Origin of the sequence: Sphingobium xenophagum (genome assembly GCF_031457465.1) — a bacterium.
In the GTDB taxonomy this organism is placed as follows: Bacteria; Pseudomonadota; Alphaproteobacteria; order Sphingomonadales; family Sphingomonadaceae; genus Sphingobium; species Sphingobium xenophagum_A.
Window position 1 is genome coordinate 146970 of the sequence record NZ_JAVDWV010000005.1, and the last position, 22445, is coordinate 169414.

At 62.6% G+C, this 22445-nt stretch carries 23 protein-coding genes; 13 read left to right on the top strand and 10 right to left on the bottom strand.

The features are described from left to right. Positions 1-29: 29 nt before the first annotated feature. The 4 genes from J2W40_RS06510 to eno all read right to left on the bottom strand — a co-directional run bounded on the left by J2W40_RS06510 (position 30) and on the right by eno (position 4272). Positions 30-1400 (bottom strand): pyruvate dehydrogenase complex E1 component subunit beta, encoded by a 1371-nt coding sequence (locus tag J2W40_RS06510; RefSeq protein ID WP_310222852.1) that lies wholly within the window; start codon positions 1398-1400, stop codon positions 30-32. After that, a complete protein-coding gene (gene pdhA, locus J2W40_RS06515) occupies positions 1400-2473 on the bottom strand; it encodes a pyruvate dehydrogenase (acetyl-transferring) E1 component subunit alpha (protein ID WP_037473379.1) in 1074 nt (357 codons plus the stop codon). The genes J2W40_RS06510 and pdhA overlap by 1 nt, the downstream gene beginning before the upstream one ends. A 136-nt stretch (positions 2474-2609) precedes the next feature. Further along, positions 2610-2921: an FtsB family cell division protein gene (locus tag J2W40_RS06520; RefSeq protein ID WP_069064901.1), complete on the bottom strand. Its 312-nt coding sequence runs from the start codon at positions 2919-2921 to the stop codon at positions 2610-2612. 76 nt (positions 2922-2997) lie between these two features. Beyond that, a complete protein-coding gene (gene eno, locus J2W40_RS06525; protein WP_069064902.1) occupies positions 2998-4272 on the bottom strand; it encodes a phosphopyruvate hydratase in 1275 nt (424 codons plus the stop codon). A 242-nt stretch (positions 4273-4514) separates the two neighbouring features. Here eno and J2W40_RS06530 point away from each other — a divergent pair, with 242 nt between their 5' ends. The 5 genes from J2W40_RS06530 (at position 4515) to J2W40_RS06550 (ending at position 6813) form a co-directional block, all read left to right on the top strand. Beyond that, on the top strand, positions 4515-5114 hold the full coding sequence (locus J2W40_RS06530) for a hypothetical protein (RefSeq protein ID WP_310222857.1): 600 nt from the start codon (positions 4515-4517) through the stop codon (positions 5112-5114). A 65-nt stretch (positions 5115-5179) separates the two neighbouring features. After that, positions 5180-5584: a phage holin family protein gene (locus J2W40_RS06535; RefSeq protein WP_310222859.1), complete on the top strand. Its 405-nt coding sequence runs from the start codon at positions 5180-5182 to the stop codon at positions 5582-5584. Further along, positions 5581-5916, top strand: coding sequence for a hypothetical protein (locus J2W40_RS06540; protein ID WP_310222861.1), 336 nt, complete (start codon positions 5581-5583; stop codon positions 5914-5916). The genes J2W40_RS06535 and J2W40_RS06540 overlap by 4 nt, the downstream gene beginning before the upstream one ends. Further along, entirely contained in the window at positions 5909-6484 is a 576-nt protein-coding gene (locus J2W40_RS06545; protein ID WP_310222863.1) for a hypothetical protein, read from the top strand. The genes J2W40_RS06540 and J2W40_RS06545 overlap by 8 nt, the downstream gene beginning before the upstream one ends. Before the next feature lie 104 nt (positions 6485-6588). Next, positions 6589-6813, top strand: a complete 225-nt coding sequence (locus J2W40_RS06550) for a DUF4170 domain-containing protein (RefSeq protein WP_037473495.1) — start codon at positions 6589-6591, stop codon at positions 6811-6813. 54 nt (positions 6814-6867) lie between these two features. Here J2W40_RS06550 and J2W40_RS06555 read toward each other — a convergent pair whose 3' ends face one another. From J2W40_RS06555 to carB, 3 genes are all read right to left on the bottom strand, one after another. After that, complete coding sequence (locus J2W40_RS06555) at positions 6868-7506, bottom strand: rhomboid family intramembrane serine protease (protein ID WP_310222866.1); 639 nt, start codon at positions 7504-7506, stop codon at positions 6868-6870. Between the two features lie 25 nt (positions 7507-7531). Further along, positions 7532-8008, bottom strand: a complete 477-nt coding sequence (greA, locus tag J2W40_RS06560; protein WP_037473492.1) for a transcription elongation factor GreA — start codon at positions 8006-8008, stop codon at positions 7532-7534. Positions 8009-8087: 79 nt separating this feature from the next. Next, on the bottom strand, positions 8088-11423 hold the full coding sequence (gene carB / locus J2W40_RS06565) for a carbamoyl-phosphate synthase large subunit (protein ID WP_310222868.1): 3336 nt from the start codon (positions 11421-11423) through the stop codon (positions 8088-8090). A gap of 76 nt (positions 11424-11499) precedes the next feature. On the opposite strand from carB, the gene J2W40_RS06570 reads away from it, so the two are divergent. Beyond that, the gene (locus tag J2W40_RS06570; protein ID WP_310222870.1) at positions 11500-11841 is read left to right on the top strand and encodes an endonuclease domain-containing protein; all 342 of its coding nucleotides are present in this window, start codon (positions 11500-11502) and stop codon (positions 11839-11841) included. 241 nt (positions 11842-12082) lie between these two features. Here the strand turns inward: J2W40_RS06570 and J2W40_RS06575 are convergent, their stop codons facing one another. From J2W40_RS06575 to carA, 3 genes are read right to left on the bottom strand one after another with little or no spacing between them, the layout of a single operon-like run. Beyond that, the gene (locus J2W40_RS06575) at positions 12083-12805 is read right to left on the bottom strand and encodes a hypothetical protein (protein WP_310222872.1); all 723 of its coding nucleotides are present in this window, start codon (positions 12803-12805) and stop codon (positions 12083-12085) included. 31 nt (positions 12806-12836) lie between these two features. Continuing rightward, positions 12837-13205 carry a ribonuclease E inhibitor RraB gene (locus J2W40_RS06580; protein ID WP_310222874.1) on the bottom strand — a complete coding sequence of 123 codons (369 nt, stop codon included), beginning with the start codon at positions 13203-13205 and terminating at the stop codon, positions 12837-12839. Further along, positions 13202-14380, bottom strand: coding sequence for a glutamine-hydrolyzing carbamoyl-phosphate synthase small subunit (gene carA, locus J2W40_RS06585; RefSeq protein ID WP_310222876.1), 1179 nt, complete (start codon positions 14378-14380; stop codon positions 13202-13204). The genes J2W40_RS06580 and carA overlap by 4 nt, the downstream gene beginning before the upstream one ends. Before the next feature lie 160 nt (positions 14381-14540). Here carA and J2W40_RS06590 point away from each other — a divergent pair, with 160 nt between their 5' ends. The 7 genes from J2W40_RS06590 to J2W40_RS06620 all read left to right on the top strand — a co-directional run bounded on the left by J2W40_RS06590 (position 14541) and on the right by J2W40_RS06620 (position 22437). Continuing rightward, the gene (locus tag J2W40_RS06590; protein ID WP_310222878.1) at positions 14541-14993 is read left to right on the top strand and encodes a GatB/YqeY domain-containing protein; all 453 of its coding nucleotides are present in this window, start codon (positions 14541-14543) and stop codon (positions 14991-14993) included. Positions 14994-15038: 45 nt separating this feature from the next. Continuing rightward, positions 15039-15440 carry an endonuclease domain-containing protein gene (locus tag J2W40_RS06595; protein WP_310222880.1) on the top strand — a complete coding sequence of 134 codons (402 nt, stop codon included), beginning with the start codon at positions 15039-15041 and terminating at the stop codon, positions 15438-15440. Between the two features lie 6 nt (positions 15441-15446). Beyond that, a complete protein-coding gene (gene dnaG / locus J2W40_RS06600; RefSeq protein WP_310222882.1) occupies positions 15447-17351 on the top strand; it encodes a DNA primase in 1905 nt (634 codons plus the stop codon). A 112-nt stretch (positions 17352-17463) separates the two neighbouring features. Further along, positions 17464-19521: an RNA polymerase sigma factor RpoD gene (gene rpoD / locus J2W40_RS06605; RefSeq protein WP_037473480.1), complete on the top strand. Its 2058-nt coding sequence runs from the start codon at positions 17464-17466 to the stop codon at positions 19519-19521. Between the two features lie 141 nt (positions 19522-19662). Then, entirely contained in the window at positions 19663-20343 is a 681-nt protein-coding gene (locus J2W40_RS06610) for a DUF6975 family protein (RefSeq protein ID WP_310222885.1), read from the top strand. Positions 20344-20430: 87 nt separating this feature from the next. Beyond that, positions 20431-21276 carry an AAA family ATPase gene (locus tag J2W40_RS06615; protein ID WP_037477788.1) on the top strand — a complete coding sequence of 282 codons (846 nt, stop codon included), beginning with the start codon at positions 20431-20433 and terminating at the stop codon, positions 21274-21276. A 126-nt stretch (positions 21277-21402) separates the two neighbouring features. Then, positions 21403-22437, top strand: a complete 1035-nt coding sequence (locus J2W40_RS06620; protein WP_310222888.1) for a hypothetical protein — start codon at positions 21403-21405, stop codon at positions 22435-22437. Positions 22438-22445 lie beyond the last annotated feature (8 nt).

Sequence of the window (22445 nt, forward strand, 5' to 3'; positions counted from 1 at the left end):
AGGGCGGCCCGTGAGCCGCCCTTTCCTCTTCACTTGTAGCAAACCTTTTTCGCGGCTTCGACCACGCGGGCGGCGTCGATGAGCGCTGCCTTTTCCAGATTTGCGGCATAGGGCAGCGGCACGTCTTCGTTGGTGACGCGCAGCACCGGGGCGTCGAGATCGTCGAAGCCCTTTTCCATGACCACGGCGGCGATTTCCGACGCGATCGAGCAGGTCGGCCAGCCTTCTTCGACCACGACGATGCGGTTGGTCTTTTTAAGGCTTTCCAGCACGGTCGCGGTATCGAGCGGACGCAGCGTGCGCAGGTCGATGACCTCCGCGTCGATGCCCTCGCCGGCCAGCGTTTCCGCCGCGTCGAGCGCAAGGCCGACGCCGATCGAATAGCTGACCAGCGTCACATCCTTGCCCGGCCGCATGATCCGCGCCTTGCCGATCGGCAGGACATAGTCATCGACCTTAGGCACGTCGAAGCTGCGGCCGTAGAGTAGCTCGTTTTCCAGGAACACGACCGGATCGGTCGAGCGAATCGCGGCCTTGAGCAGCCCCTTGGCGTCAGCCGCGTCATAAGGCGCGATGACGATCAGGCCGGGGACGGCGGCATACCAGGGCGCATAATTTTGGCTATGCTGCGCGCCGACGCGGCTGGCCGCGCCGTTGGGACCACGGAACACGATCGGGCAGCGCATCTGGCCGCCGGACATGTAATTGGTCTTGGCCGCCGAGTTAATGATGTGGTCGATCGCCTGCATGGCGAAGTTGAACGTCATGAACTCGACGATCGGGCGCAGGCCGCCCATCGCCGCGCCCGTGCCGATGCCGGCAAAGCCATATTCGGTGATCGGCGTGTCGATGACGCGCTTGCCGCCAAATTCGTCCAGCAGACCCTGGGTAACCTTATAGGCACCCTGATATTCGGCCACTTCCTCGCCGATCACGAACACGCGCTCGTCGGCGCGCATTTCTTCGGCCATGGCGTCGCGCAGGGCTTCGCGGACCGTCGTTTTGACGAACTCGGTGCCTTCGGGCAGGTCCGGGTCGGCAACGGTCGCCTTGGCTTCCGACGCCAGCTTGGCAGTGCCGCTTTCGGCCTTCTTGGGGGCTTCGGGCTCGGCCTTGGCAGGCGCTGCGGCCTTCGGTGCCGGTGCTTCGTCTTCGCCCTCTTCACCGGCCATCGTCGCGATGACCGTGCCGACCTTCACGCCTTCGGACCCTTCGGCGATCATGATCTTGCCGATCTTGCCTTCATCGACGGCTTCGAATTCCATCGTCGCCTTGTCGGTTTCGATCTCGGCCAGAATATCGCCGGATTTAACCTCGTCGCCTTCCTTCACCAGCCACTTGGCCAGCGTGCCCTCTTCCATCGTCGGCGAGAGTGCCGGCATCTTGATTTCGATACCCATTAATATTGCTCCACCAGCACGTCGGTATAGAGTTCGGCCATGTCCGGCTCAGGCGAAGATTCGGCGAAATCGGCCGCTTCGCTGACGATCTTGCGGATGTCTTGGTCGATCTTTTTGAGTTCGTCCTCACCCACGCCATGTTCGGCGAGATAGACCTTGGCGCCCTCAATCGGGTCGGACTTGTCCCGCATCGCCTGCACTTCTTCGCGCGACCGATATTTGGCCGGATCGGACATGGAATGGCCCCGATAGCGGTAGGTCTTCATTTCCAGCAGGATCGGGCCATTGCCGCCCTGCACCCACTTCAACGCTTCCTCGGTCGCACCGCGCACGGCCAGCACGTCCATGCCGTTGACCTGGATGCCGGGGATGCGGAAACTTTCGCCCCGGCGATAGAGCTGGTCTTCCGCCGAAGAACGGTTGACGCTGGTGCCCATGGCGTATTGATTATTCTCGATGACGAAAATGATCGGGAGTTTCCACAGCTCGGCCATGTTGAAGGATTCATAGACCTGGCCCTGGTTGGCCGCGCCATCGCCGAAATAGGCGACGCACACGCCGCCATCGCCGTTATATTTGTGCGCGAAGCCGAGGCCCGCGCCAAGCGACACCTGCGCACCGACGATGCCATGGCCGCCGAAAAATTTATGTTCGACGCTGAACATATGCATCGAACCGCCCTTGCCGCGCGAAATGCCCGCGCCACGGCCGGTCAGTTCGGCCATGATGACGTTGGGGTCGATGCCATAGGCCAGCATGTGGCCATGGTCGCGATAGCCGGTGATAACGCTGTCCTTGCCGGGCACGAGCGCCGACTGGATGCCGACCGCAACCGCTTCCTGGCCGATATAAAGGTGACAGAAGCCGCCGATGAGACCCAGGCCGTACAGCTGGCCCGCTTTCTCTTCGAAGCGGCGGATGAGGACCATCTGCCGGTAGAATTCCAGCAATTCTTCCTTGCTGGCCTTGTAATCGGTCGGAGTGTCGGGGCGAGGCCGGTTATGGTCCGCGCCGACCGGGCTTTTCGCCTCGGCCTCTGCGCGGGTCGGGCGCGGCGTCGTTGGTTTCGCCAAGGCTCTTATCCTCTTGCGTAGGGTAGGATGGAAGGAAGCCCGATATAGCGGCAGAGTTGCATATATTGCAACGGCGGACCCGACGGAATCCAGGTCAAAGCTATAATCTTGGGCTAATATTGGTCGCGGCGAAGGCTCAGTTGAGCGGCACGATCACTTCATCATGGTGGATGACGCCAAGCTGGCGGCGGATCAGTTCGTCCGACAGATCGGGATCGACGCGGCGCGGATTGAGCAGGTCGACCCGGTTGCGCAAGTCGGCGCGTGCTTCCTGCACGCGCTTGAGTTCGGCCTTGGCCGCGCCAAGCTGCCGCGAATAGTCACCCCAGGCGAGGATGCCGTTCGACCCCACGACGACGTAGCCCGCGAAGGACAGCAGCAGAAGCAGCGCGATCGCAGGGCCAAGGGCCGAGAATAAAAGGAGACGTAGCTTCGCGATGTGCGCCATCGCCCACAAGAATCACAAGAAAAGGTCGGCCGCAAGCGAATTTTGTCGAACTTGCGGCCAACCGAAGGAAAGCCGATCAGCGGAAGATGGAGCGTCCGGCATAGACGGCGACATCGCCCAGTTCTTCCTCGATGCGGATGAGCTGGTTATATTTCGCAAGCCGGTCCGACCGCGCGAGCGAGCCGGTCTTGATCTGGCCGCAGTTGGTGGCAACGGCCAGGTCGGCGATGGTCGCGTCCTCGGTCTCGCCCGACCGGTGCGACATGACGGCGGTATAGCGGGCGCGGTGCGCCATATCGACCGCCGCCAGCGTTTCGGTCAGCGTGCCGATCTGGTTGACCTTGACCAGCAGCGAATTGGCCAGCCCCATGTCGATGCCCATGGCTAGACGCTTGGGATTGGTGACGAACAGGTCGTCGCCGACCAGCTGCACCGAACCGCCGATCTTGTCGGTCAGCGCCTTCCAGCCCTCGAAATCATCCTCGCTCATGCCGTCCTCGATCGACTTGATCGGATAGTCAGCGCACAGGGCGGCGAGATAGTCGGCCATTTCAACGGGGCTGAGCGACAGGCCTTCGCCCGAAATCTCATATTTGCCGTTCTTGAAGAATTCCGTCGCGGCGCAATCGAGCGCCAGCATGACGTCGTCGCCCGGCTTGTAGCCAGCCTTTTCGACCGACAGCATGATGAAGTCGAGCGCATCGCGGGTCGAGGCGATGTTGGGCGCAAAGCCGCCTTCATCGCCGACCGACGTCGCCAGCCCCTTGTCGTGCAGGCCCTTCTTCAACGTATGGAAGATTTCCGACCCAATCCGCACGGCATCGGCGATGCTTTCGGCACCGACCGGCATGATCATGAATTCCTGAAAGTCGATCGGGTTGTCGGCATGTTCGCCGCCGTTGATGATGTTCATCATCGGCACCGGCAGCACATGCGCGGACACGCCGCCGACATAGCGATAGAGCGGCAGGCCGCGCGCATCGGCCGCGGCCTTTGCTACCGCCAGGCTGACACCCAAGATCGCGTTGGCGCCCAAGTTCGACTTATTGTCTGTGCCGTCGAGCGCGATCATCGCGGCATCGACTTCGCCTTGATCTTCGGCATCGAAGCCAATCAGTTCGCCGGCAATCTCGTCATTGACGGTATCGACCGCCTTCAACACGCCTTTGCCCATATAGCGGCTCTTGTCGCCGTCGCGCTTTTCCACCGCTTCATAGGCACCGGTCGACGCGCCCGACGGCACGGCCGCGCGGCCGAAGCTGCCATCCTCCAGCATGACGTCGACTTCGACGGTGGGGTTACCCCGGCTGTCGAAAATCTGGCGGGCGTGAATGTCGAGAATGGCGGTCATGATCGCTCCCTGCACTGACAATGGGCGGGCAACCCTGATGGCAGCCCCTCCCCTGTTTTTCCGCGCTCCGCTTAGCCAGCAGCCCGGCTATTGGCAATGCAGGGCTTGCAAGCTTCGGAAAAATGCCGATGCTCGAAAATGTGACGGCAACGGAACTGCATGCCGCTGCGGAGCATTTGGAATATAACCACCTGCCGCCTCGTGCGGCGCACCATGCTGCATCAAGAGGGAGATTGAGGACGATGGTTGATACCCCGGTAACGCCGGCCGCCAAGCGCGGACGCCCGCCCAAGGCCAAGACCCTGGATACCGCCGCCAGCGCCGTCGCCGTGAAGGCCGAACCGCTCAAGAAAGCCGCGACGGAAGCTGCGTCTGACGCCGCCGCTGAGGTGGAAAGCACTGCAAAGGGTCTGAGCGCCCAGATCAAGCCGATCAAGGAGCAAGCCGAGAAGGCAGCCAAGGCTGCGGCCGAGAAGTTGAACGCGGTTGATTGGAAAGCCCATATCGACCCGATCAAGGAGCAGGCTGGCAAGACCGCCAAGTCCGCCGCGGGCGTCGCCAAGGACAAGACCGGCACGGCCATGCAGAGCCTGTCAAAGCTGATCGCTGACACGGCCGCCACGGTCGATGCCAAGCTCGGCCCGCAATATGGCGACTATGCTCGTCAGGCCGCCGAACAGGTTGCCGGTGCGGCTGATAGCTTGGACAATAAGGATGTCGATCAGTTGATGGCCGAAGCGCGTGATTTCGTGCGCAAGAGCCCGGCTGTCGCGATCGGTGCGGCCGCCGTAGTCGGCTTCGTGTTGATGCGCCTCGCCAAGGGGTCGGACGACAAGGCCTGAGGGTTTGCCGTTCCGGCTTTCCCGTCACTGAAACGAAAAGCTCCAGTTTCGGGGCGGAGGATCTATTGACACAAGAGCCAACGGAAACGGCGGTTACGCCGCACGCCGAAGGATTGGAGCCAGGCGGTCCGCAAGAGGGCGCGCGCACCGAAAGCGTGCGTGACGCCTTCGCCCGGCTGTACGCCGATGGCCGGGCTTATGCCTCGGCCGAAGCGGACAAGCAGAAGTTGCGGCTCAGCATAGTCGGCGTCGGCGTTCGCAATGCGGCCGTGCTGGGACTGGTCGCGCTCATGTTGGCTTTCGCTAGCATCGTCGCGTTGCTGGTCGGTCTTGTCGTGGCATTGTCCCGCCATCTCGACCCCTTGTGGGCGACGCTGATCGTGACCGGCGGCGGCTTGGTTGTGACGATCCTGCTGCTGCTGATGGCCAAGGGCTGCATCACCCGCATGAAGAAGGCGATCACGCCATGACGCAGGAACTGGCTTATCGAGAAGCCTGCGCCCGCGCCGATCTGGCCCGCGCGCAGATGAAGCTCAGCGCCGCGCAAGCGAAAGCGCGGATCGCGCCTGCGCGTCTGGTTCAGGATGCCAAGGACAAGGCGATCGACGGCGTATCAGGCGCGGTATCGAGCGCGGTCGCCTTAGGCGCTGCCAAAGTGCAACAACGGCCCGTGGCCGTCGGAGCAGCTGCGGCCGCGTTCGCGCTTTTTCTCGCGCGGCGGCCGATCACGGCACTTTTCCAGCGTCTATACGTTCGTTTCAGGAACACCCCAACAGATTTGCCGGAGAATGACCATGGCTGACATTCGTGCCCAAGTGAACCGCGCCCGTGAAGCGGCCAACGACGCTGCCACGACCGCAACCGACCGCATCCGTGAAACCACCGCCAAGGCGCGCGAAGGCGCTGGCGAACTGGTGCAGACCGGCCGCGACAAGGCAGGCATGGCCTATGGCGACGCCCGCGACAAGACGCAGCGCGCCGCAACCCGCGCCAACCAGATCGTGCAGGACCATCCGGTCGCCGCTGTAGCTGGCGCGATCGCCGTTGGTGCCGTCGTCGCCTGGATGTTCCCCAAGAGCCGCGCAATGATGAAGGCGCTGCCAGGCCTTGCCGTTACCGCTGGATCGCGGGTCGCCGAGGCGGCGCTCGCCGCCCGCGCTGCCGCCGCCGAAGGCGCTGAAACGGTAAAGTCCGGTGCCACCCATGCGCTGCATAGTGCTGGCGATGCGGCCTCACATGCACGTGACAATCTCGCTTCGGCCGATCTGTCGGCCAAGGCATCGAAGCTCGCCGATGATGTGACCTCGCTTGTGGCGCACCGTATCGAAGCGCTGGGCGATGCGATCAAGGCGCGGTTGCCCAAAAGCTAATCGCGACGGCGTGAAAAGCATGCCAACACGGCTTTAGTCCCCCTTGGACCGGGCGTGCGGCGCTGCTAGGGTCGCCGCCCACCCAAGGGAGATAATAAAACGCCATGAGCAAAATGCATCTGGTGCTGGGCGGTCGCGTAACCGATCCGCAAACGCTCGAATTTCAAGACCTCAGCAAAGTCGACCTGGTCGGCGTATTTCCCGACTATGCCTCGGCCGAAAAGGCGTGGCGCGGCGCGGCGCAGCGCACGGTGGACGACGCCGAAATGCGTTATGTAATCGTACATCTGCATCGCCTGCTGGAACCCGAACTGCCCAAGGCGGACTGAACCTGACCATAGCCGTTCCTCGGATGAATCCGGGGAACGGCTATTTTCTGGTGATCAATTAACCGCGCGCGGCCTTTTACGGAAGCGCCAGCGGAGCAGCGGCCGGGTCAGAGCCAGCCCGGCGAGAAAGCCGCCGATATGCGCGGCGACCGCGATCTGTCCCAGATCGCCCATGCCCCCGGCGGTGGCGAATCCGATCATCAACTGCAGCGCGATCCAGCCGCCAGCCAGCCAGGCCAAGCGCACGACATTGGCCGAAAATGGCCCGATCCGGCGCACCTGCCGCTGGCTATATAGCAAGGCATAGGTGGCAACGACGGCCGAAATGGCCCCGCTCGCGCCCACCATCGGCCCGGTCGAGCCCGGATCTATCAGCCACTGCGCCCCGCACGCCGCATAAGCGCCGACGCCATAGAGCAGCAGCGTCGGCCCCTTGCCCAACACATGTTCGACATGCCGCCCACAAAAGACCAGCATCAACATATTAAAGCCGACATGCAGCCAACCGGCATGGATCAGCGTGCAAGTGAGCGGCGTCAGCCACCAGGTCACCGCCGCCAGCCCCGCCAGCAGGTCGGCATCGCCCACACGCGCGGGGATGAACCCGCCCAAGACGGCAGCATTGTCGATATGACCCGTCAGATACAGGATCAGGAAGACGGCGAAACTGATCGCCGCGATCCCGTTCGTCATGGGGCCAGCGGGCAATTTCACGGGATCAGATGAACTCGATTTTCTCGACCGAGTAGAATTTGTCACCCGACGGCACCGATACCTCGACATCTTCGCCGACGGTACGACCGATCAGCGCGCGCCCCAGCGGGCTGTTGTACGAGATCATGCCCGCCTTGGCATCCGCCTCGGCCTGGCCGACGATCTGATATTTCACCGGCTTGTCATCTTCGTCGAGCAAGGTCACCGTCGCGCCGAACACGATCTTGTTGCCCGACAATGTCGCGGGATCAATGATCTGCGCGCGCGACAGCTTGTCTTCCAGATCGTTGATCGTGGCCTCTACCTGGCCCTGCCGTTCCTTGGCGGCGTGATATTCCGCATTCTCGGACAGGTCGCCATGGGCGCGCGCTTCCTCGATGGCGTCCACGATGAGGGGCCGTTCGGCCTTGAGTTCGCGCAGCTGCGCATTGAGCTTTTCATAGCCCATCTGCAGCATCGGCATCTTCTCAACGGTCGCCATTTTGCAAATCCTTCGTCAAAACTTCCCTTTGGCGGCCCGAACAGCGGGCCGCCCGCAGCATGCTTCCTTGTGCAGGGGATCAGGCGTGCGACAGGGGATAATAGGACTGGAGCGAGCGCACTTCAAGGGGATGCTCCCGCAAAGCCTCGATCGCATCGGCCGCAGCGACGCTGGCGGCCGCCGTGGTGAAGCTGGCGACCTTGCCGCGCAGCGCGCTGGTGCGGATCGCCTTGCTGTCCTTCAACGACTGCCAGCCCTCGGTGGTATTGAAGATCAACTGCACGTCGCCGTCGGTGATCTTGTCCACGATATGCGGACGTCCCTCCGCAACCTTGTTCACCTTTTCCACCGCTATGCCATGGTCCGCCAGATAATCGGCCGTGCCGCCGGTCGCGATGAGCGTGAAGCCCATATCGACCAGCTTGCGCGCGGCGGGCAGGATCACCGGCTTGTCGCTATCCTTGAGCGAGATGAACACCGTGCCGCTGGTCGGCAGCAACGTCCCGGCCCCGATCTGCGCCTTGGCAAAGGCGGTCGCGAAATTGCTATCGATTCCCATGACTTCGCCGGTGCTCTTCATTTCCGGCGACAATACGGGATCGACGCCGGGGAAGCGCCCGAACGGGAAGACGGCTTCCTTGACCGCGACATGGTCGATCGCATTGCGGTCGATCTTGGGCAGGTCGCGGATCATCTCGCCCGCCATCACCCGCGCAGCGATCTTGGCGATGGGCGTACCGATCGCCTTGGCGACGAAGGGCACCGTGCGGCTGGCGCGCGGGTTGACCTCGATCAGATAGACCATGCCATCCTTCACCGCGAACTGGATGTTCATGAGGCCACGCACCGACAGCGCATGGGCCAACACCTCGGTCTGTCGCTCAATCTCCGCAATGATGTCATCGGACAGGCTGTAGGGCGGCAGCGAGCAAGCGCTGTCGCCCGAATGGACGCCCGCCTCCTCGATATGCTGCAGCACGCCCGCGACCACGACATCCTCGCCATCGCACAGCGCATCGACATCGACCTCGATCGCGTCGCGCAGATATTGGTCGATCAGCACCGGCGATTCGCCCGACACCTGAACGGCGGTGGTAATATATTCCTCCAACTGCGCCTGTCCGTCGACAATCTCCATCGCCCGGCCACCCAGAACATAGCTGGGCCGCATCAACACCGGATAGCCGATGCGGTTGGCGACTGCGATCGCCTCCTCCCGGCTGCGCGCAATGCCGTTGGCGGGCTGACGCAGCTTGAGCTTGTCGATCAGCGCAGCGAACCGCTCGCGATCCTCGGCCAGGTCGATCGCGTCAGGCGAGGTGCCCAGGATCGGGATGCCCGCATCCTCCAGCGCTTGTGCCAGCTTGAGTGGGGTCTGCCCGCCAAACTGCACGATCACGCCCTTGAGCGTCCCGTTGGTCATTTCGACGGCCAGGATTTCCAGCACGTCCTCGGCGGTCAGCGGCTCGAAATAGAGACGGTCCGACGTATCATAGTCGGTCGACACCGTTTCCGGGTTGCAGTTGACCATGATCGTTTCATAGCCCGCCTCCGACAGCGCGAAGCAGGCATGGACGCAGCAATAGTCAAACTCGATCCCCTGCCCGATCCGGTTCGGCCCGCCGCCCAGGATGACGACCTTTTCCCGATCGGTCGGCGCGGATTCATTTTCGGCCTCGCCGAAGATCGGCGCTTCATAGGTCGAATACATATAGGGCGTCTTGGCCGCGAACTCGGCCGCGCAGGTGTCGATGCGCTTGAACACCGGCCGTACGCCGAGCTTGTGGCGCAGCTTGCGTACCTCGGCTTCGGTGACGCCGCCGGTCATCGCCTTGACCGCTTCGTGGATCAGGCCCGACCCGCGCGCGATGCCCCGCTCCATGCCGCGCAGATTGGCGGATTTGAGCGCCAGATAAGCAAGCCGCTTGTCGGAAAAGCCCATCGACTTGAGGTGCCGCATCCCATCGGCATCACGCGGCAGGCCGTTTTCCAGAACCTGCGCTTCGGCCTCGACGATCTCCTTGATCCGCTCCAGGAACCAGGGATCGAACTTGGCGATGTTATGGATCTCCGCGACGGTCAGCCCTTCGCGCAACGCCTGCGCCGCGACGAGCAACCGGTCGGGCGTCGGCTGCGCCAGGGCCGCGACGATATCGTCCTTGGGCGCACCGGCCAGATGATCGACATCGTTGAAGCCGCACAGCCCGGTTTCCAGGCCCCGTAGCGCCTTCTGCATCGATTCATGGATGTTGCGGCCGATCGCCATGACTTCGCCGACCGACTTCATCGCCGTGCCCAGCAGCGGCTCGGCACCCTTGAACTTTTCGAACGCGAAGCGCGGGATCTTGGTCACAACATAGTCGATCGTCGGTTCGAACGAGGCCGGGGTCGCGCCGGTAATGTCATTCTCGATCTCATCGAGCGTATAGCCCACCGCCAGCTTCGCCGCGACCTTGGCGATCGGGAAGCCGGTCGCCTTGGACGCGAGCGCGGACGAACGCGACACGCGCGGGTTCATCTCGATCACGACCAGGCGGCCATCCTTGGGATTAACCGCGAACTGTACGTTGGAACCGCCTGTTTCGACACCGATTTCACGCAGCACCGCAATGGATGCGTTGCGCATGATCTGATATTCCTTGTCGGTCAGCGTCAGCGCCGGGGCGACGGTGATGCTGTCGCCAGTGTGGACGCCCATCGGGTCCACATTCTCGATCGAACAGATGATGATGCAATTGTCGTTGCGATCCCGCACGACCTCCATCTCATATTCTTTCCAACCGAGCAGCGATTCCTCGATCAGCACTTCGGTCGTCGGCGACGCATCCAGCCCGCCGCGCACGATGGTCATGAACTCATCGCGATTATAGGCGATGCCCCCGCCAGTGCCGCCCATGGTAAAGCTGGGGCGGATGATTGAGGGAAGCCCTGTAAACTCCAGCCCTTCCAGCGCCTCTTCCATCGTATGGGCAATGCGTGAGCGGGCCGATTCCAGCCCGATCTTGTCCATGGCATCGCGGAACTTGATCCGGTCCTCCGCCTTGTCGATCGCCTCGGCATCCGCGCCGATCATCTGGACGCCGTACTTTTCCAGCGTGCCGTCGTTGAACAGGGCCAGCGCTGTGTTCAGCGCCGTCTGCCCACCCATCGTCGGCAACACCGCGTCCGGCCGCTCCTTCTCGATGATCTTCGCCACGATTTCGGGCGTGATCGGCTCGACATAAGTCGCGTCGGCAAATTCCGGGTCGGTCATGATCGTGGCCGGATTGGAATTGACGAGGATGATGCGATAGCCCTCCTCCTTCAACGCCTTGACCGCCTGCGTGCCCGAATAATCGAACTCGCACGCCTGGCCGATGATGATCGGGCCAGCGCCGATGATGAGGATGGAGGAGATGTCGGTTCTTTTAGGCATTGACTGATACGCTCCAAAGCCCTCTCCCTTGAGGGAGAGGGTTGGGTGAGGGTGTGAGACGGTGGTGGAGAAACGCTTGACCGGCACCGCACGCATGCTGCGCGGCGACCCGACCGAAGCGGAAAAGGCGCTGTGGACGCGACTGCGCGCGGGGCAGATCGACGGCTTCAAATTCGTCCGCCAGTTTCCGGTCGGAACGCATGTCGCGGACTTCGCCTGCCGGGGGGCGAGACTGGTGATCGAACTGGACGGCGGACAGCATGCGACCAGCGACAGCGACGCTGCGCGCACCGCGCTTATCGAAGCCCATGGCTACCGTGTCATCCGCTTCTGGAACCATGATGTCCTGGCGAATAGGGACGGCGTCCTGGAAAGTATCCGCGCCGAATTGCGCCTCTCCCGAAACCTTCTCCCTTGAAGGGGACAGAGCCTGTGTAGCAAACGACGCAACCGCTTCCACCTTCTCCCTTGAGGGAGAAGGATACGAAGCCTTGCCAGCTTGCTGGCTAGGCGAAGTTGGATGAGGGTGTGCGGCGACTGTCGAATATCCCATCAACGCCGATCCCCCTCACCCCAACCCTCTCCCCGCAGGGGAGAGGGAGTCAGGGCGTGCCCAGCACCTATGATGTGGATTGACGAGATGTCGGTGCGGTTGGGCATTATCGAATTCCAATAGCGACTTGAAGGGCTTGCCAAGCGACTTCGGCCAAATGGCCGACTGGTCGATCCGCAAAGCTAGTTGCGAGATACCCCAAAACACCCCAACCTGCTGAAATCAATTTCGTCTGCCAACCTTCACCACGCTCCAATGATAAACGTATGAGCTTCAACTGCTCTAGCTTTTCATCACGAATATCAGGCTGCGAAGAACCAATTTCGTTATCCGACTTTAATGCCTGATAAACGTCGTCAAGACTTTTGAGCGCAGCGTCAAATGCCGCTTTGTTGTGGTCAAATCGGATAAACCTATCTGCAGCGGGAGCCATTTCCGCAGCGCGCGGAGAGAAATATGATTGGATCGCCCAAGGCGCATCCACAATTTCGTCTGGGAAATCATCCGTTGGTGTTCGGGCGTTCTCAGCAAAATATGGCGCACGCGAGACGATATAGTGCGTGCCTGCCGGTGTGAGGCAAATGTTGACAGGCATTTCACCAACGAGATCACCAGCTCTAAAATCGTCCGACTGCATCACAACGAGGCCATGGTCACGCAACTCGACCAGCCATGCTCTCCGTTCGACACTTACATCTCGTCCGTAAACTCGACTATACAATGCCGATTCTCTAACGCTCGGGAAAAGCGGAGAATTTTGCGCCGAAATCAACAGATGTCCGAGTGCTCGTAATTGAATGCGATCAGGCGAGAAGTCATCATCAATCAAGATGGCTTCCCTTCAATTATGGACCAGTAGATCAATGCACCGCCCCCGTCCGGGCCTCACACCCCCAGCCGTCATACTCAACGCCGCAGAGTATCTCGATCTGCAAACATCTCTTGGTCAACGCCTTGATCGACGCCTCATCCACTGCCTGTTCGCATTCGAGGAACAGGAACAGGTCGCCATCCTCATCCTCTTCGCGGTCGAGTTCGACCATGCCGAACTGGCTGGCGATTTCCAGGACGCGGTCGAAATCCTTGTCATTGCCCTTGAAGCTGACGTCCACGGCGCGCGGGATCATGGGCTTGTCGCCATTGGCGGCGAGGTTGGCGAGGACTTCGCGGTCCGCTTCCCATTCGGCGGCGAGGCGGGCTTCATCGACCGGGGGCAGTTTGATGCTCATGCCGCCACTTCGCTTTTCAGGCCATCGACGAACCGCTGGAACAGATAGAAACTGTCCTGCGGCCCCGGCGAGGCTTCGGGGTGATATTGCACCGAAAAGGCGTTCTTGTCGGTCAGTTCGATGCCGCAATTGCTGCCGTCGAACAGCGACACATGGGTCGTGCGGACATTGGCGGGCAGCGTCTCGGCATCGACCGCAAAGCCATGGTTCATCGACGTGATCTCCACCAGGCCATCGCTCAGCCGCTTGACCGGATGGTTCGCGCCGCGATGCCCCTGATGCATCTTGATCGTCTTGGCGCCCACCGCCAGGCCCAGCAATTGATGGCCAAGGCAGATGCCGAAGATCGGCACATCGCGCGCCAGCAGCGCGGCGATCACCGGCACGGCATAGGTGCCGGTCGCGGCCGGATCGCCAGGCCCATTGGAGAGGAACACGCCATCGGGCGACAGGTCCATGATCTGCTCGACGCTCGCGGTCGCGGGCAGCACAGTCACGCGCGCCCCGGCCTGCACCAGATTGCGGAAGATGTTGTTCTTCGCGCCATAATCGATCGCCACGACATGCGGCGCGCCTTCGCCCACGGCGTTCAGGCCATAGCCCTTGCCCAGCGTCCAGCCGCCATCCTGCCACAGCCGCGTTTCCTGCCCCGTGACTTCGATGGCGAGGTCCATGCCTTCCAACCCCGGCCAGCCCGCCGCCTTCGCCGCCAGCGCGGCCAAGTCGAACGCACCATCGGGGTCATGGGCGATCACGACATTGGGCGCGCCCTTTTCCCGGATCATCCGGGTCAGCGCGCGGGTATCGACACCGGCGAGGCCGATGCGGCCATTGTCCGCCATCCACTGGTCGAACGCCATGACATTGCGGAAGTTGGACGGCGCGGTCACATCCTCCCGCACCACGCAGCCCAGCGCATAGGGGCTGGTCGCCTCGACATCGTCCAGATTGGTGCCAACATTGCCGATATGGGGGAAGGTGAAGGTGATGACCTGGCCCGCATAGCTGGGGTCGGTCATGATCTCCTGATAGCCGGTGATCGCGGTGTTGAAGCAGAGTTCACCCACCGCATCGCCGACCGCGCCGAAACCGCGCCCGAACACGGCACTGCCATCGGCAAAAACCACGACCCCGGTCGCTCCTTTGGGCACGGTAAGGGTCTTGGCGTCAGCCATGAGATCAGCGTCCTTTTTTGCGTTGGCTTTGGAACCCGTCTGATGCGGGTTAAACGGCCGGTCACCTATGCCTGTGTGCGCTTGGGGTCAACGTCTGTTAAAAATCTCTTTTCGCATTATATCTGTCGCTTTCCGCAAAGACACGAGGATTCGCTTCGCCATGATTCGCGAGCAGATAAAGAGCGCCCAGATCACCGCCATGAAAGCAGGCGACAAGGAACGCCTCGCCGCCGTGCGCCTCATCCTGGCCAAGCTCAAGGACCGCGACATCGAACTGCGCACCGCATCGACCGTGCCGGACGACGACGCCACCGTGGTCGAAGTGCTGCAGAAGATGGTCAAGCAACGCCGCGAATCGATCGAGATGTTCAACAGCGGCGGCCGCGACGAACTGGCGGCGAAGGAACAGGTCGAACTGGACGTCATCGAAAGCTTCCTGCCGACGCAGTTGAGCGAGGACGAGACCAAGGCCGCGATCGACGCGATCAAGGCGGAAGTGGGAGCGGCGAGCCTCAAGGATATGGGCAAGGTCATGGCCGTGCTGAAGGAACGCCACGGCAGCGTGATCGACATGAGCAAGGCCAGCGGCATGGTGAAGGCTGCGCTTTCGTGACACGATAAAAGCCCCTCCCTACTTAGGGAGGGGTTGGGGTGGGTGATGGCGCTACGCATCAATGCCAGACTAGGCCAATATGCCCGCGACATGCGCCGCGAACCCACCGACTATGAACGCCGCCTCTGGAGCGCCCTGCGCGCATCCCAACTGGGCGGCTTCAAATTTCGACGCCAGGCGGTGGTGGAGCCTTATATCTGCGACTTCCTCTGCCCGTCGATCGGCCTGATCGTCGAAGTCGATGATGATCGCCACGATCCGATCAAGGACAGGGACCGCGATTTCGATCTTGCCCATCAAGGCTATCTGGTGTTGCGCTTTTCGAACGCGGATGTGCGCGACAATATGGAAGGGGTGCTGAGCGTCATTCTCGATCGGGCGAATGCCTTGCCGCCAAGGCAGAAGATCACCCACCCCAACCCCTCCCTAAGTGGGGAGGGGCTTTAATCCCCCATGTCGCTAACCCCCGCCTTTCTCGACGAACTGCGCATGCGCACGTCGCTGTCCACGCTCATCGGCCGTACCGTCAAGGTGCAGAAGGCCGGGCGCGAGTATAAGGCCTGCTGTCCGTTCCATAACGAAAAGACGCCCAGCTTCACGATCAACGATGAAAAGGGCTTCTACCACTGTTTCGGGTGCGGGGCGCATGGCGATGCGATCCGGTGGATGACCGACCAGCGCGGCCTGCCCTTCATGGAGGCGGTGAAGGAATTGGCGCAGGCGGCGGGGATGGATGTGCCCGCGCCCGATCCGCGCGCCGCCAAACGCGCCGAAGCCGCCAAAGGCCTGCACGATGCCATGGCCGCTGCGCAGGATTTCTTCGTCGCCCAACTCGACGCGATCGAGGGGGCGGAGGCGCGCGCTTACCTCAGCAAGCGCGGCATCAGCGACGCCACCCGCCGCGCCTTCGGCTTTGGCTATTCGCCCGACAGTCGCGGGCGGCTGCGCACCGCGCTCAAGGATTATGGCGATCCGATGCTGGTCGAAGCGGGCCTGCTGATCGACCCCGACGCCGCCGAACCGGACAGCGACCGGGCCAAGAAGCGCGATCCCTATGATCGTTTCCGGGGCCGCCTGATGCTGCCGATCCGCGACATTCGCGGGCGGACGATCGCCTTTGGCGGACGGATATTGGGCCAGGGCGAGCCCAAATATCTCAACTCCCCCGACACCCCGCTCTTCGACAAGGGCCGCACCCTCTACAATATCGACCGCGCCTCCCCCGCCAGTCGCCAGACCGGCCGGGTGATCGTGGTCGAAGGCTATATGGACGTGATCGCACTCGCGCAGGCCGGGTTCGGCGATGCCGTCGCCCCACTCGGCACGGCGTTGACCGAGCATCAGATCGAGCGGCTGTGGAAGATGGTCGAGGTGCCGATCCTCTGCTTCGATGGCGATTCGGCGGGGCAGAAAGCCGCCATCCGCGCCGCCACCCGCGCCCTGCCGCTGCTGCGCCCCGGCCACAGCCTCGCCTTCGCCACCCTGCCCCAGGGGCAAGACCCCGACGACCTGTTGCGCGCCAGTGGCCCGGCGGCGATGGACGCGGTGCTGGACGCCGCCCAGCCGCTGGTGGAGCGTCTGTGGAGCCATGAGCAAGGGTCTGCCCCGCTCGACACGCCGGAGCAGAAAGCCGCGCTCAAGCAGCGCCTGCGCGCGCTGACCGATGCGATCGCGGACCCCGATGTCCGCGCGCATTATGCCCACGCCTTTCGCGAACGCTATGACGCGCTCTTCTTCGCCCGCCCCGCCTTCACCCCGGCGGCGCGCGGCTCCGGCAGCGGCAACAGCGCCGCCCGCTGGCAACGCGACAAGCGCGGCAACTGGAAAGCGCCGATCGGCCCGGCGGGCCATGAGGTCCGCGCCATCGGTGCCAGCGGCATGGAACAGCGGCTTTTGCGGGCGATTCTGGCCGGGTTGTTGCGCCATCCCGACCAGATTGCGCTGCATCGCGAGACGCTGGCGGGCCTGCCGATCGGCGATCCCATCCTCGCCCGGCTGGCCGATTCGATGATTAGTGCGTCGCTACGCAAAGAAACTGTTGAAACACAGGGCCTCCTTACCATATTGGAGCCAGGTGAAGTGTATAATATGGCTAAAGGGATGCTCCGGGCCGACACGTTCACACTCACCCCTCACAAGATGACCGCTGACCCGGATCGCCTTGCGCGCGATCTGGAGGAGGCCATTCGGGTGATGGCGCAGGGACCGGAGCTTGAGGCAGCGCTGGCGGAGGCGACACGGCGGTTTAAGGGCGACGTCAGTGAGGAAAATCTCGCTGAGCAACAGCGCTTGCTGGCGCTCAAGGCCGACCATGACCGTCGACTGGCGGAACTGGCGCAGCCCGAAGACATTGTTTGAACGGGTCGTTCCTTCGCGGGGCGGTAGGGTTTGAACGAAACGTCCCTTTGGCGGACGATGCATTGGAATTGATCGCTCCCGCCAGAGGGAGCGGCGGAGTTAAGGCGAATAGATGGCGACCAAGGCGAACAGCAAGAATGCGGCGGGTGCAGGCGATGGTGGGGATGAAGGTGGCGATGCGCCCCTGCTCGACCTCAACGAAGCGTCGGTCAAGAAGCTGCTCGCCCGCGCCAAAAAGCGTGGCTACATCACCTATGACGAGCTGAACAACGCCCTGCCGCAGGACCAGATGTCCTCCGAGCAGATCGAGGATGTCATGTCCGCGCTCAACGACATGGGCGTCAACATCGTCGAAAATGAAGAAGCCAGCGAGGATGGCGAGGACCAGCAGCGCGAGGACGACAACGACGACGCCAATGAGGCGGCGGACGATGACGATGGCTCGCCGCGCCTGGTCACCGAAAAGAAGAAGGAAACGGTCGATCGCACCGACGATCCCGTTCGCATGTATCTGCGCGAAATGGGCGCGGTGGAACTGCTCAGCCGTGAGGGCGAAATCGCCATCGCCAAGCGGATCGAGGCCGGCCGCGACACCATGATCCTGGGTCTGTGCGAAAGCCCGACCACCTTCAACGCGATCATCGAATGGTCGACCGCGCTCAACAATGGCGAAATGCAGCTGCGCGAGATTCTCGATCTCGACGCCATGCTGTCCAAAGACCCTGCCCCGGAAAGCCTGGAGGAAGGCGCCGAGGATGATGATGGCGAGATCAGCGAGAAGACCGCTGGTCCGAGCTTCAAGGAAGAAGAAGAGCCGGAGGAGGAATCCGCCGACGCCGATGAGGATGAGGACGGCACCGAACGCCGCACCCGCCGCGTCGAAGAGGAAGAGGAAGAGGACAACACCCTCTCCCTGGCCCAGATGGAAGAAACCCTCAAGCCGATCGCGCTGGAGAAATTCGCCACCATCACCGAAATCTTCCGCGCCTTTTCGGCCATTCAATCGTCGCGCATGCTTGCCATGGGCACGGGCGAAGTGCTGAGCCAGAAGGATGAGGATGATTATCAGGAACTGCGCGAAAGCCTGACCGCCCAGGTCGAAAGCGTCCAGTTCCATCAGCAGAAGATCGAATATCTCGTCGATCAGCTCTATGCCTATAATCGGCGCCTGACCGCGCTGGGCGGGCAGATGCTGCGCCTGGCCGAGCGCCACAAGGTCAGCCGCAAGGACTTCCTAGACCGCTACGTCAATTTCGAACTGGACGATGCCTGGCTCGACCGGGTCAGCGGCATCGACAAGAAATGGGCCGCCTTCGCCGCCGCCGAAGCGCGTGCGGTCGAGCGTATCCGCAACGAAGTCAGCGAAATCGCGCAGGCGACGGGCATGTCGCTTGGCGAATTCCGCCGCATCGTCAACATGGTGCAAAAGGGCGAGCGCGAGGCGCGCATCGCCAAGAAGGAAATGGTCGAAGCCAATCTGCGCCTCGTCATCTCCATCGCCAAAAAATATACCAATCGCGGCCTTCAATTCCTGGATCTCATCCAAGAAGGCAATATCGGCCTGATGAAGGCGGTCGATAAGTTCGAATATCGCCGCGGCTACAAGTTCAGCACCTATGCGACCTGGTGGATCCGGCAGGCGATCACCCGCTCGATCGCGGACCAGGCGCGGACTATCCGCATCCCGGTCCATATGATCGAAACGATCAACAAGCTGGTGCGCACCAGCCGCCAGTTCCTGCATGAGCAGGGCCGCGAGCCGACCCCGGAGGAAATGGCCGAGCGCCTCTCCATGCCGCTGGAGAAGGTGCGCAAGGTGATGAAGATCGCCAAGGAGCCGATCAGCCTCGAAACGCCGATCGGCGACGAAGAAGACAGCCACTTGGGCGATTTCATCGAGGACAAGAATGCGATCATCCCGGTGGATGCCGCAATCCAGGCGAACCTCAAGGAAACGGTCACCCGCGTCCTCGCCAGCCTCACGCCCCGCGAAGAGCGCGTGTTGCGCATGCGTTTCGGTATCGGCATGAACACCGATCATACGCTGGAGGAAGTCGGCCAGCAGTTCAGCGTGACCCGTGAACGCATCCGCCAGATCGAAGCGAAGGCGCTGCGCAAGCTCAAACACCCCTCGCGCAGCCGCAAGATGCGCAGTTTTCTCGATCAATAATCTGCCGCTTTTCAGCGACATGAAAATGGGCGGCCTGCGGGTCGCCCTTTTTTATGTCGGTGTAAACCGCTTCTTTACCCCCTTTTGCTTAACCTGCGTTGCGAAACCCGTCGGCGGATCGGGCAAGACAGGAATCCTGGCATGAGTGAAGCGGCACCCCGCTACCAATTTGGCGATATCGCGCGGATATTGGAGGCGTTGGTCGCCGCCGATGGCACCAGCGCCCACAGCTATGCGATGCGCGCTGGTACGGGTGTCGTCCGTGACACGCTGCTTTCGCTCGGCGACCTTGCGGATGCCGCTTATTATCTCTGCCTGCTCCACGGCCGCCATCCCGGCGTCATCGATCATGCCGCAACCCGTTCGGCCGATAATGCCGCGCGCATCTGGCTGATCGAAGCTGCCGACGCCTTCGCCGCCGAACGCGCTTATATTACCCAGGTGACCGTCGCCGCCGGCCCGGTGCCCAGCACCGCTGGCCAGGCCGATTGCGAAACCGCCGTCAGCCAGCAACGCCACGCGCTCGATATGCTCGCCCAGTCCGACCGGCGCGGCTGCGCCATGGGCGCGGCGATGGCACTGGTGCTCGACTGGCGCGCCGTGCGCCAGGTGCTTGATGTCGCGGCGCTGCGCGCCGGCATCGAACCGCATGCATGCACCCTGCCCGACCGCGCCGCCACGCTCGACGTCGCCCGCGCGATCGGCGGCGACGATGGCGTGGACCGGGCCATCCAGTTCGGCGCGCGCCAGTTGCTCAACCAGCATCGCGGCCTGTGGGACTTGCTCGCCGCCCGCGCTGATGTGCGGGCGCGGCAGGACTGACCCCCGTCGATACCGCCCACACGGCTTGCGCCCGCGCGCCGCTTTGCCTAGTCCCAATCTAGGCACAGGCTAAGCGGACGGGAACATATGCGTTTTGAAGGCACCCAGGACTATGTCGCCACTGACGACCTGAAGGTCGCGGTGAATGCCGCCGTGCTGCTGCGCCGCCCGCTGCTCGTGAAGGGCGAACCGGGCACCGGCAAGACCGTGCTGGCGCAGGAAATCGCGACCGCGCTTGGCGCACCCTTGATCGAATGGAACGTCAAATCGACGACCAAGGCGCATCAGGGCCTCTATGAATATGATGCCGTCGCCCGCCTGCGCGATGGCCAGCTCGGCGACCCGCGCGTCCATGAAATCTCCAATTACATCCGCAAGGGCAAGCTATGGGAGGCCTTCACCTCGCCGACCCTGCCCGTGCTGCTGATCGACGAGATCGACAAGGCCGACATCGAATTTCCCAACGATCTGTTGCAGGAACTCGATCGCATGGCCTTCCACGTCTATGAAACGGGCGAGACGATCGCGGCCGCCGACCGGCCCGTGGTGATCATCACCTCGAACAACGAGAAGGAACTACCCGACGCCTTCCTGCGCCGCTGCTTCTTCCATTATATCAAATTCCCTGATCGTCAGACGATGCAGGCGATCGTCGATGTCCATTTCCCCGGCATCCAGAAAATCCTGGTCAGCAAGGCAATGGATATATTCTACGAGATTCGCGACGTGCCGGGCCTCAAGAAAAAGCCCTCGACTAGCGAATTGCTCGACTGGCTCAAGCTGCTGCTGAACGAGGACATGCCGCTCGACGTCCTCCAGAATAGCGATCCGACCAAGGCGATCCCCCCGCTCCACGGCGCGCTGCTCAAGAATGAGCAGGATATCATGCTGTTCGAACGCCTTGCTTTCATGGCGCGTCGTCAGGGCCGGTAAGGTTCAGCCCAACGCAGATCACCCTAATCTCGCGCGAATCCGCTTGCGCCCGCGCGCATTGTCTGTAGCCTTCCTGTAACTATTCAACGCCGCGCCAAGACGGTCTGGATCAGGAGCTGGATGCCAATGCCAAAGCGCGCCCTTTTTCTCTTTACCGCCGCCCTCTGTCTGGCCGCACCCTTTGCCGCGCAGGCCGAAGACGCGCCCGAAGCCTGGACGCCGACCGATAGCAGCATCCGCGCGACCGCCGCCGGCATCAGCCTGCCGCACAGCATCGCTACCCTCTCGCTCACCAAGAGCGGCGAGGCCTCGAACGGCGGCCGCGGTGTCGACAATTATGCGCAATATGTCTCGCAGGACGGCGCGGTGCAGGCGACGCTCTACGTCTATCTGCCCACCTATGCCGACGCCTCGCTCGCCGCTTATATGACCGACAAGGCGGTGATGGAGCGTTTCGGCCCCAAGACCCGTCGCACCGCTTACGCCAGCGCGCCCGTCGCGGGCCATGCCGATCGCGCGATCCGCGCCGTCTATGACGATGCGGCCGATGGCGCGCTCACAACGGCGGCGGGCTTCGTCCATGCGGGCCGCTGGATCGCCAAGATCCGAGTCACCGGCCCCACCGGTCGCCGCGCCGAAGTGCTGGACGGGCTGGACGCCATGCTCGCTCAAATGACGCTGGACGATCCGGCCTCGCTCCACGCCACCGCCCCCGCGCGGTTCGACGCCTGCCCGATCGCCGCCAACAAGGACGCACGCCTTACCCGCACGACCGAAACCGGCGAGGCCGTCCCGCAAGAGGTCCGCATGCCGCGCGAGGGCAAGGATGCGCTCTGCGTGCGCGGCACCGTCACCACTGCGCAGGGCAGCTACGACATGTTGCAACAGGTCGGCCGTACCGAAGGCGCGATCATCGTGCCCGTCGATGACAGCGGCACCGTCCTTGCCTTCGATCCCGCCACCAGCGGCGCAGGCTATAAGCTGTCGATCCACATGGTCGGCCAGACCGACCTCTACGGCACCTACGACCGCGTCCCCAGCCCCCGCCAGGTCGCCGCCATCCTCGACGGCAATGACCCAAACACCGCCAAAGCCAGCGCCACCGCCGCCTACACCGCCACCGGCGACGTGACGCTGGTGCAAGCGACGACCGCCCGCTGACCCCCCTT

Excerpts from the sequence above, each read along its gene's own strand:
- J2W40_RS06510 (WP_310222852.1), bottom strand. The coding sequence starts at position 1,400 with ATGGGTATCGAAATCAAGATGCCGGCACTCTCGCCGACGATGGAAGAG.
- J2W40_RS06520 (WP_069064901.1), bottom strand. The coding sequence starts at position 2,921 with ATGGCGCACATCGCGAAGCTACGTCTCCTTTTATTCTCGGCCCTTGGC.
- eno (WP_069064902.1), bottom strand. The coding sequence starts at position 4,272 with ATGACCGCCATTCTCGACATTCACGCCCGCCAGATTTTCGACAGCCGG.
- J2W40_RS06530 (WP_310222857.1), top strand. The coding sequence starts at position 4,515 with ATGGTTGATACCCCGGTAACGCCGGCCGCCAAGCGCGGACGCCCGCCC.
- J2W40_RS06540 (WP_310222861.1), top strand. The coding sequence starts at position 5,581 with ATGACGCAGGAACTGGCTTATCGAGAAGCCTGCGCCCGCGCCGATCTG.
- J2W40_RS06545 (WP_310222863.1), top strand. The coding sequence starts at position 5,909 with ATGGCTGACATTCGTGCCCAAGTGAACCGCGCCCGTGAAGCGGCCAAC.
- J2W40_RS06550 (WP_037473495.1), top strand. The coding sequence starts at position 6,589 with ATGAGCAAAATGCATCTGGTGCTGGGCGGTCGCGTAACCGATCCGCAA.
- J2W40_RS06555 (WP_310222866.1), bottom strand. The coding sequence starts at position 7,506 with ATGACGAACGGGATCGCGGCGATCAGTTTCGCCGTCTTCCTGATCCTG.
- greA (WP_037473492.1), bottom strand. The coding sequence starts at position 8,008 with ATGGCGACCGTTGAGAAGATGCCGATGCTGCAGATGGGCTATGAAAAG.
- carB (WP_310222868.1), bottom strand. The coding sequence starts at position 11,423 with ATGCCTAAAAGAACCGACATCTCCTCCATCCTCATCATCGGCGCTGGC.
- J2W40_RS06580 (WP_310222874.1), bottom strand. The coding sequence starts at position 13,205 with ATGAGCATCAAACTGCCCCCGGTCGATGAAGCCCGCCTCGCCGCCGAA.
- carA (WP_310222876.1), bottom strand. The coding sequence starts at position 14,380 with ATGGCTGACGCCAAGACCCTTACCGTGCCCAAAGGAGCGACCGGGGTC.
- J2W40_RS06590 (WP_310222878.1), top strand. The coding sequence starts at position 14,541 with ATGATTCGCGAGCAGATAAAGAGCGCCCAGATCACCGCCATGAAAGCA.
- J2W40_RS06595 (WP_310222880.1), top strand. The coding sequence starts at position 15,039 with ATGGCGCTACGCATCAATGCCAGACTAGGCCAATATGCCCGCGACATG.
- dnaG (WP_310222882.1), top strand. The coding sequence starts at position 15,447 with ATGTCGCTAACCCCCGCCTTTCTCGACGAACTGCGCATGCGCACGTCG.
- rpoD (WP_037473480.1), top strand. The coding sequence starts at position 17,464 with ATGGCGACCAAGGCGAACAGCAAGAATGCGGCGGGTGCAGGCGATGGT.
- J2W40_RS06610 (WP_310222885.1), top strand. The coding sequence starts at position 19,663 with ATGAGTGAAGCGGCACCCCGCTACCAATTTGGCGATATCGCGCGGATA.
- J2W40_RS06615 (WP_037477788.1), top strand. The coding sequence starts at position 20,431 with ATGCGTTTTGAAGGCACCCAGGACTATGTCGCCACTGACGACCTGAAG.
- J2W40_RS06620 (WP_310222888.1), top strand. The coding sequence starts at position 21,403 with ATGCCAAAGCGCGCCCTTTTTCTCTTTACCGCCGCCCTCTGTCTGGCC.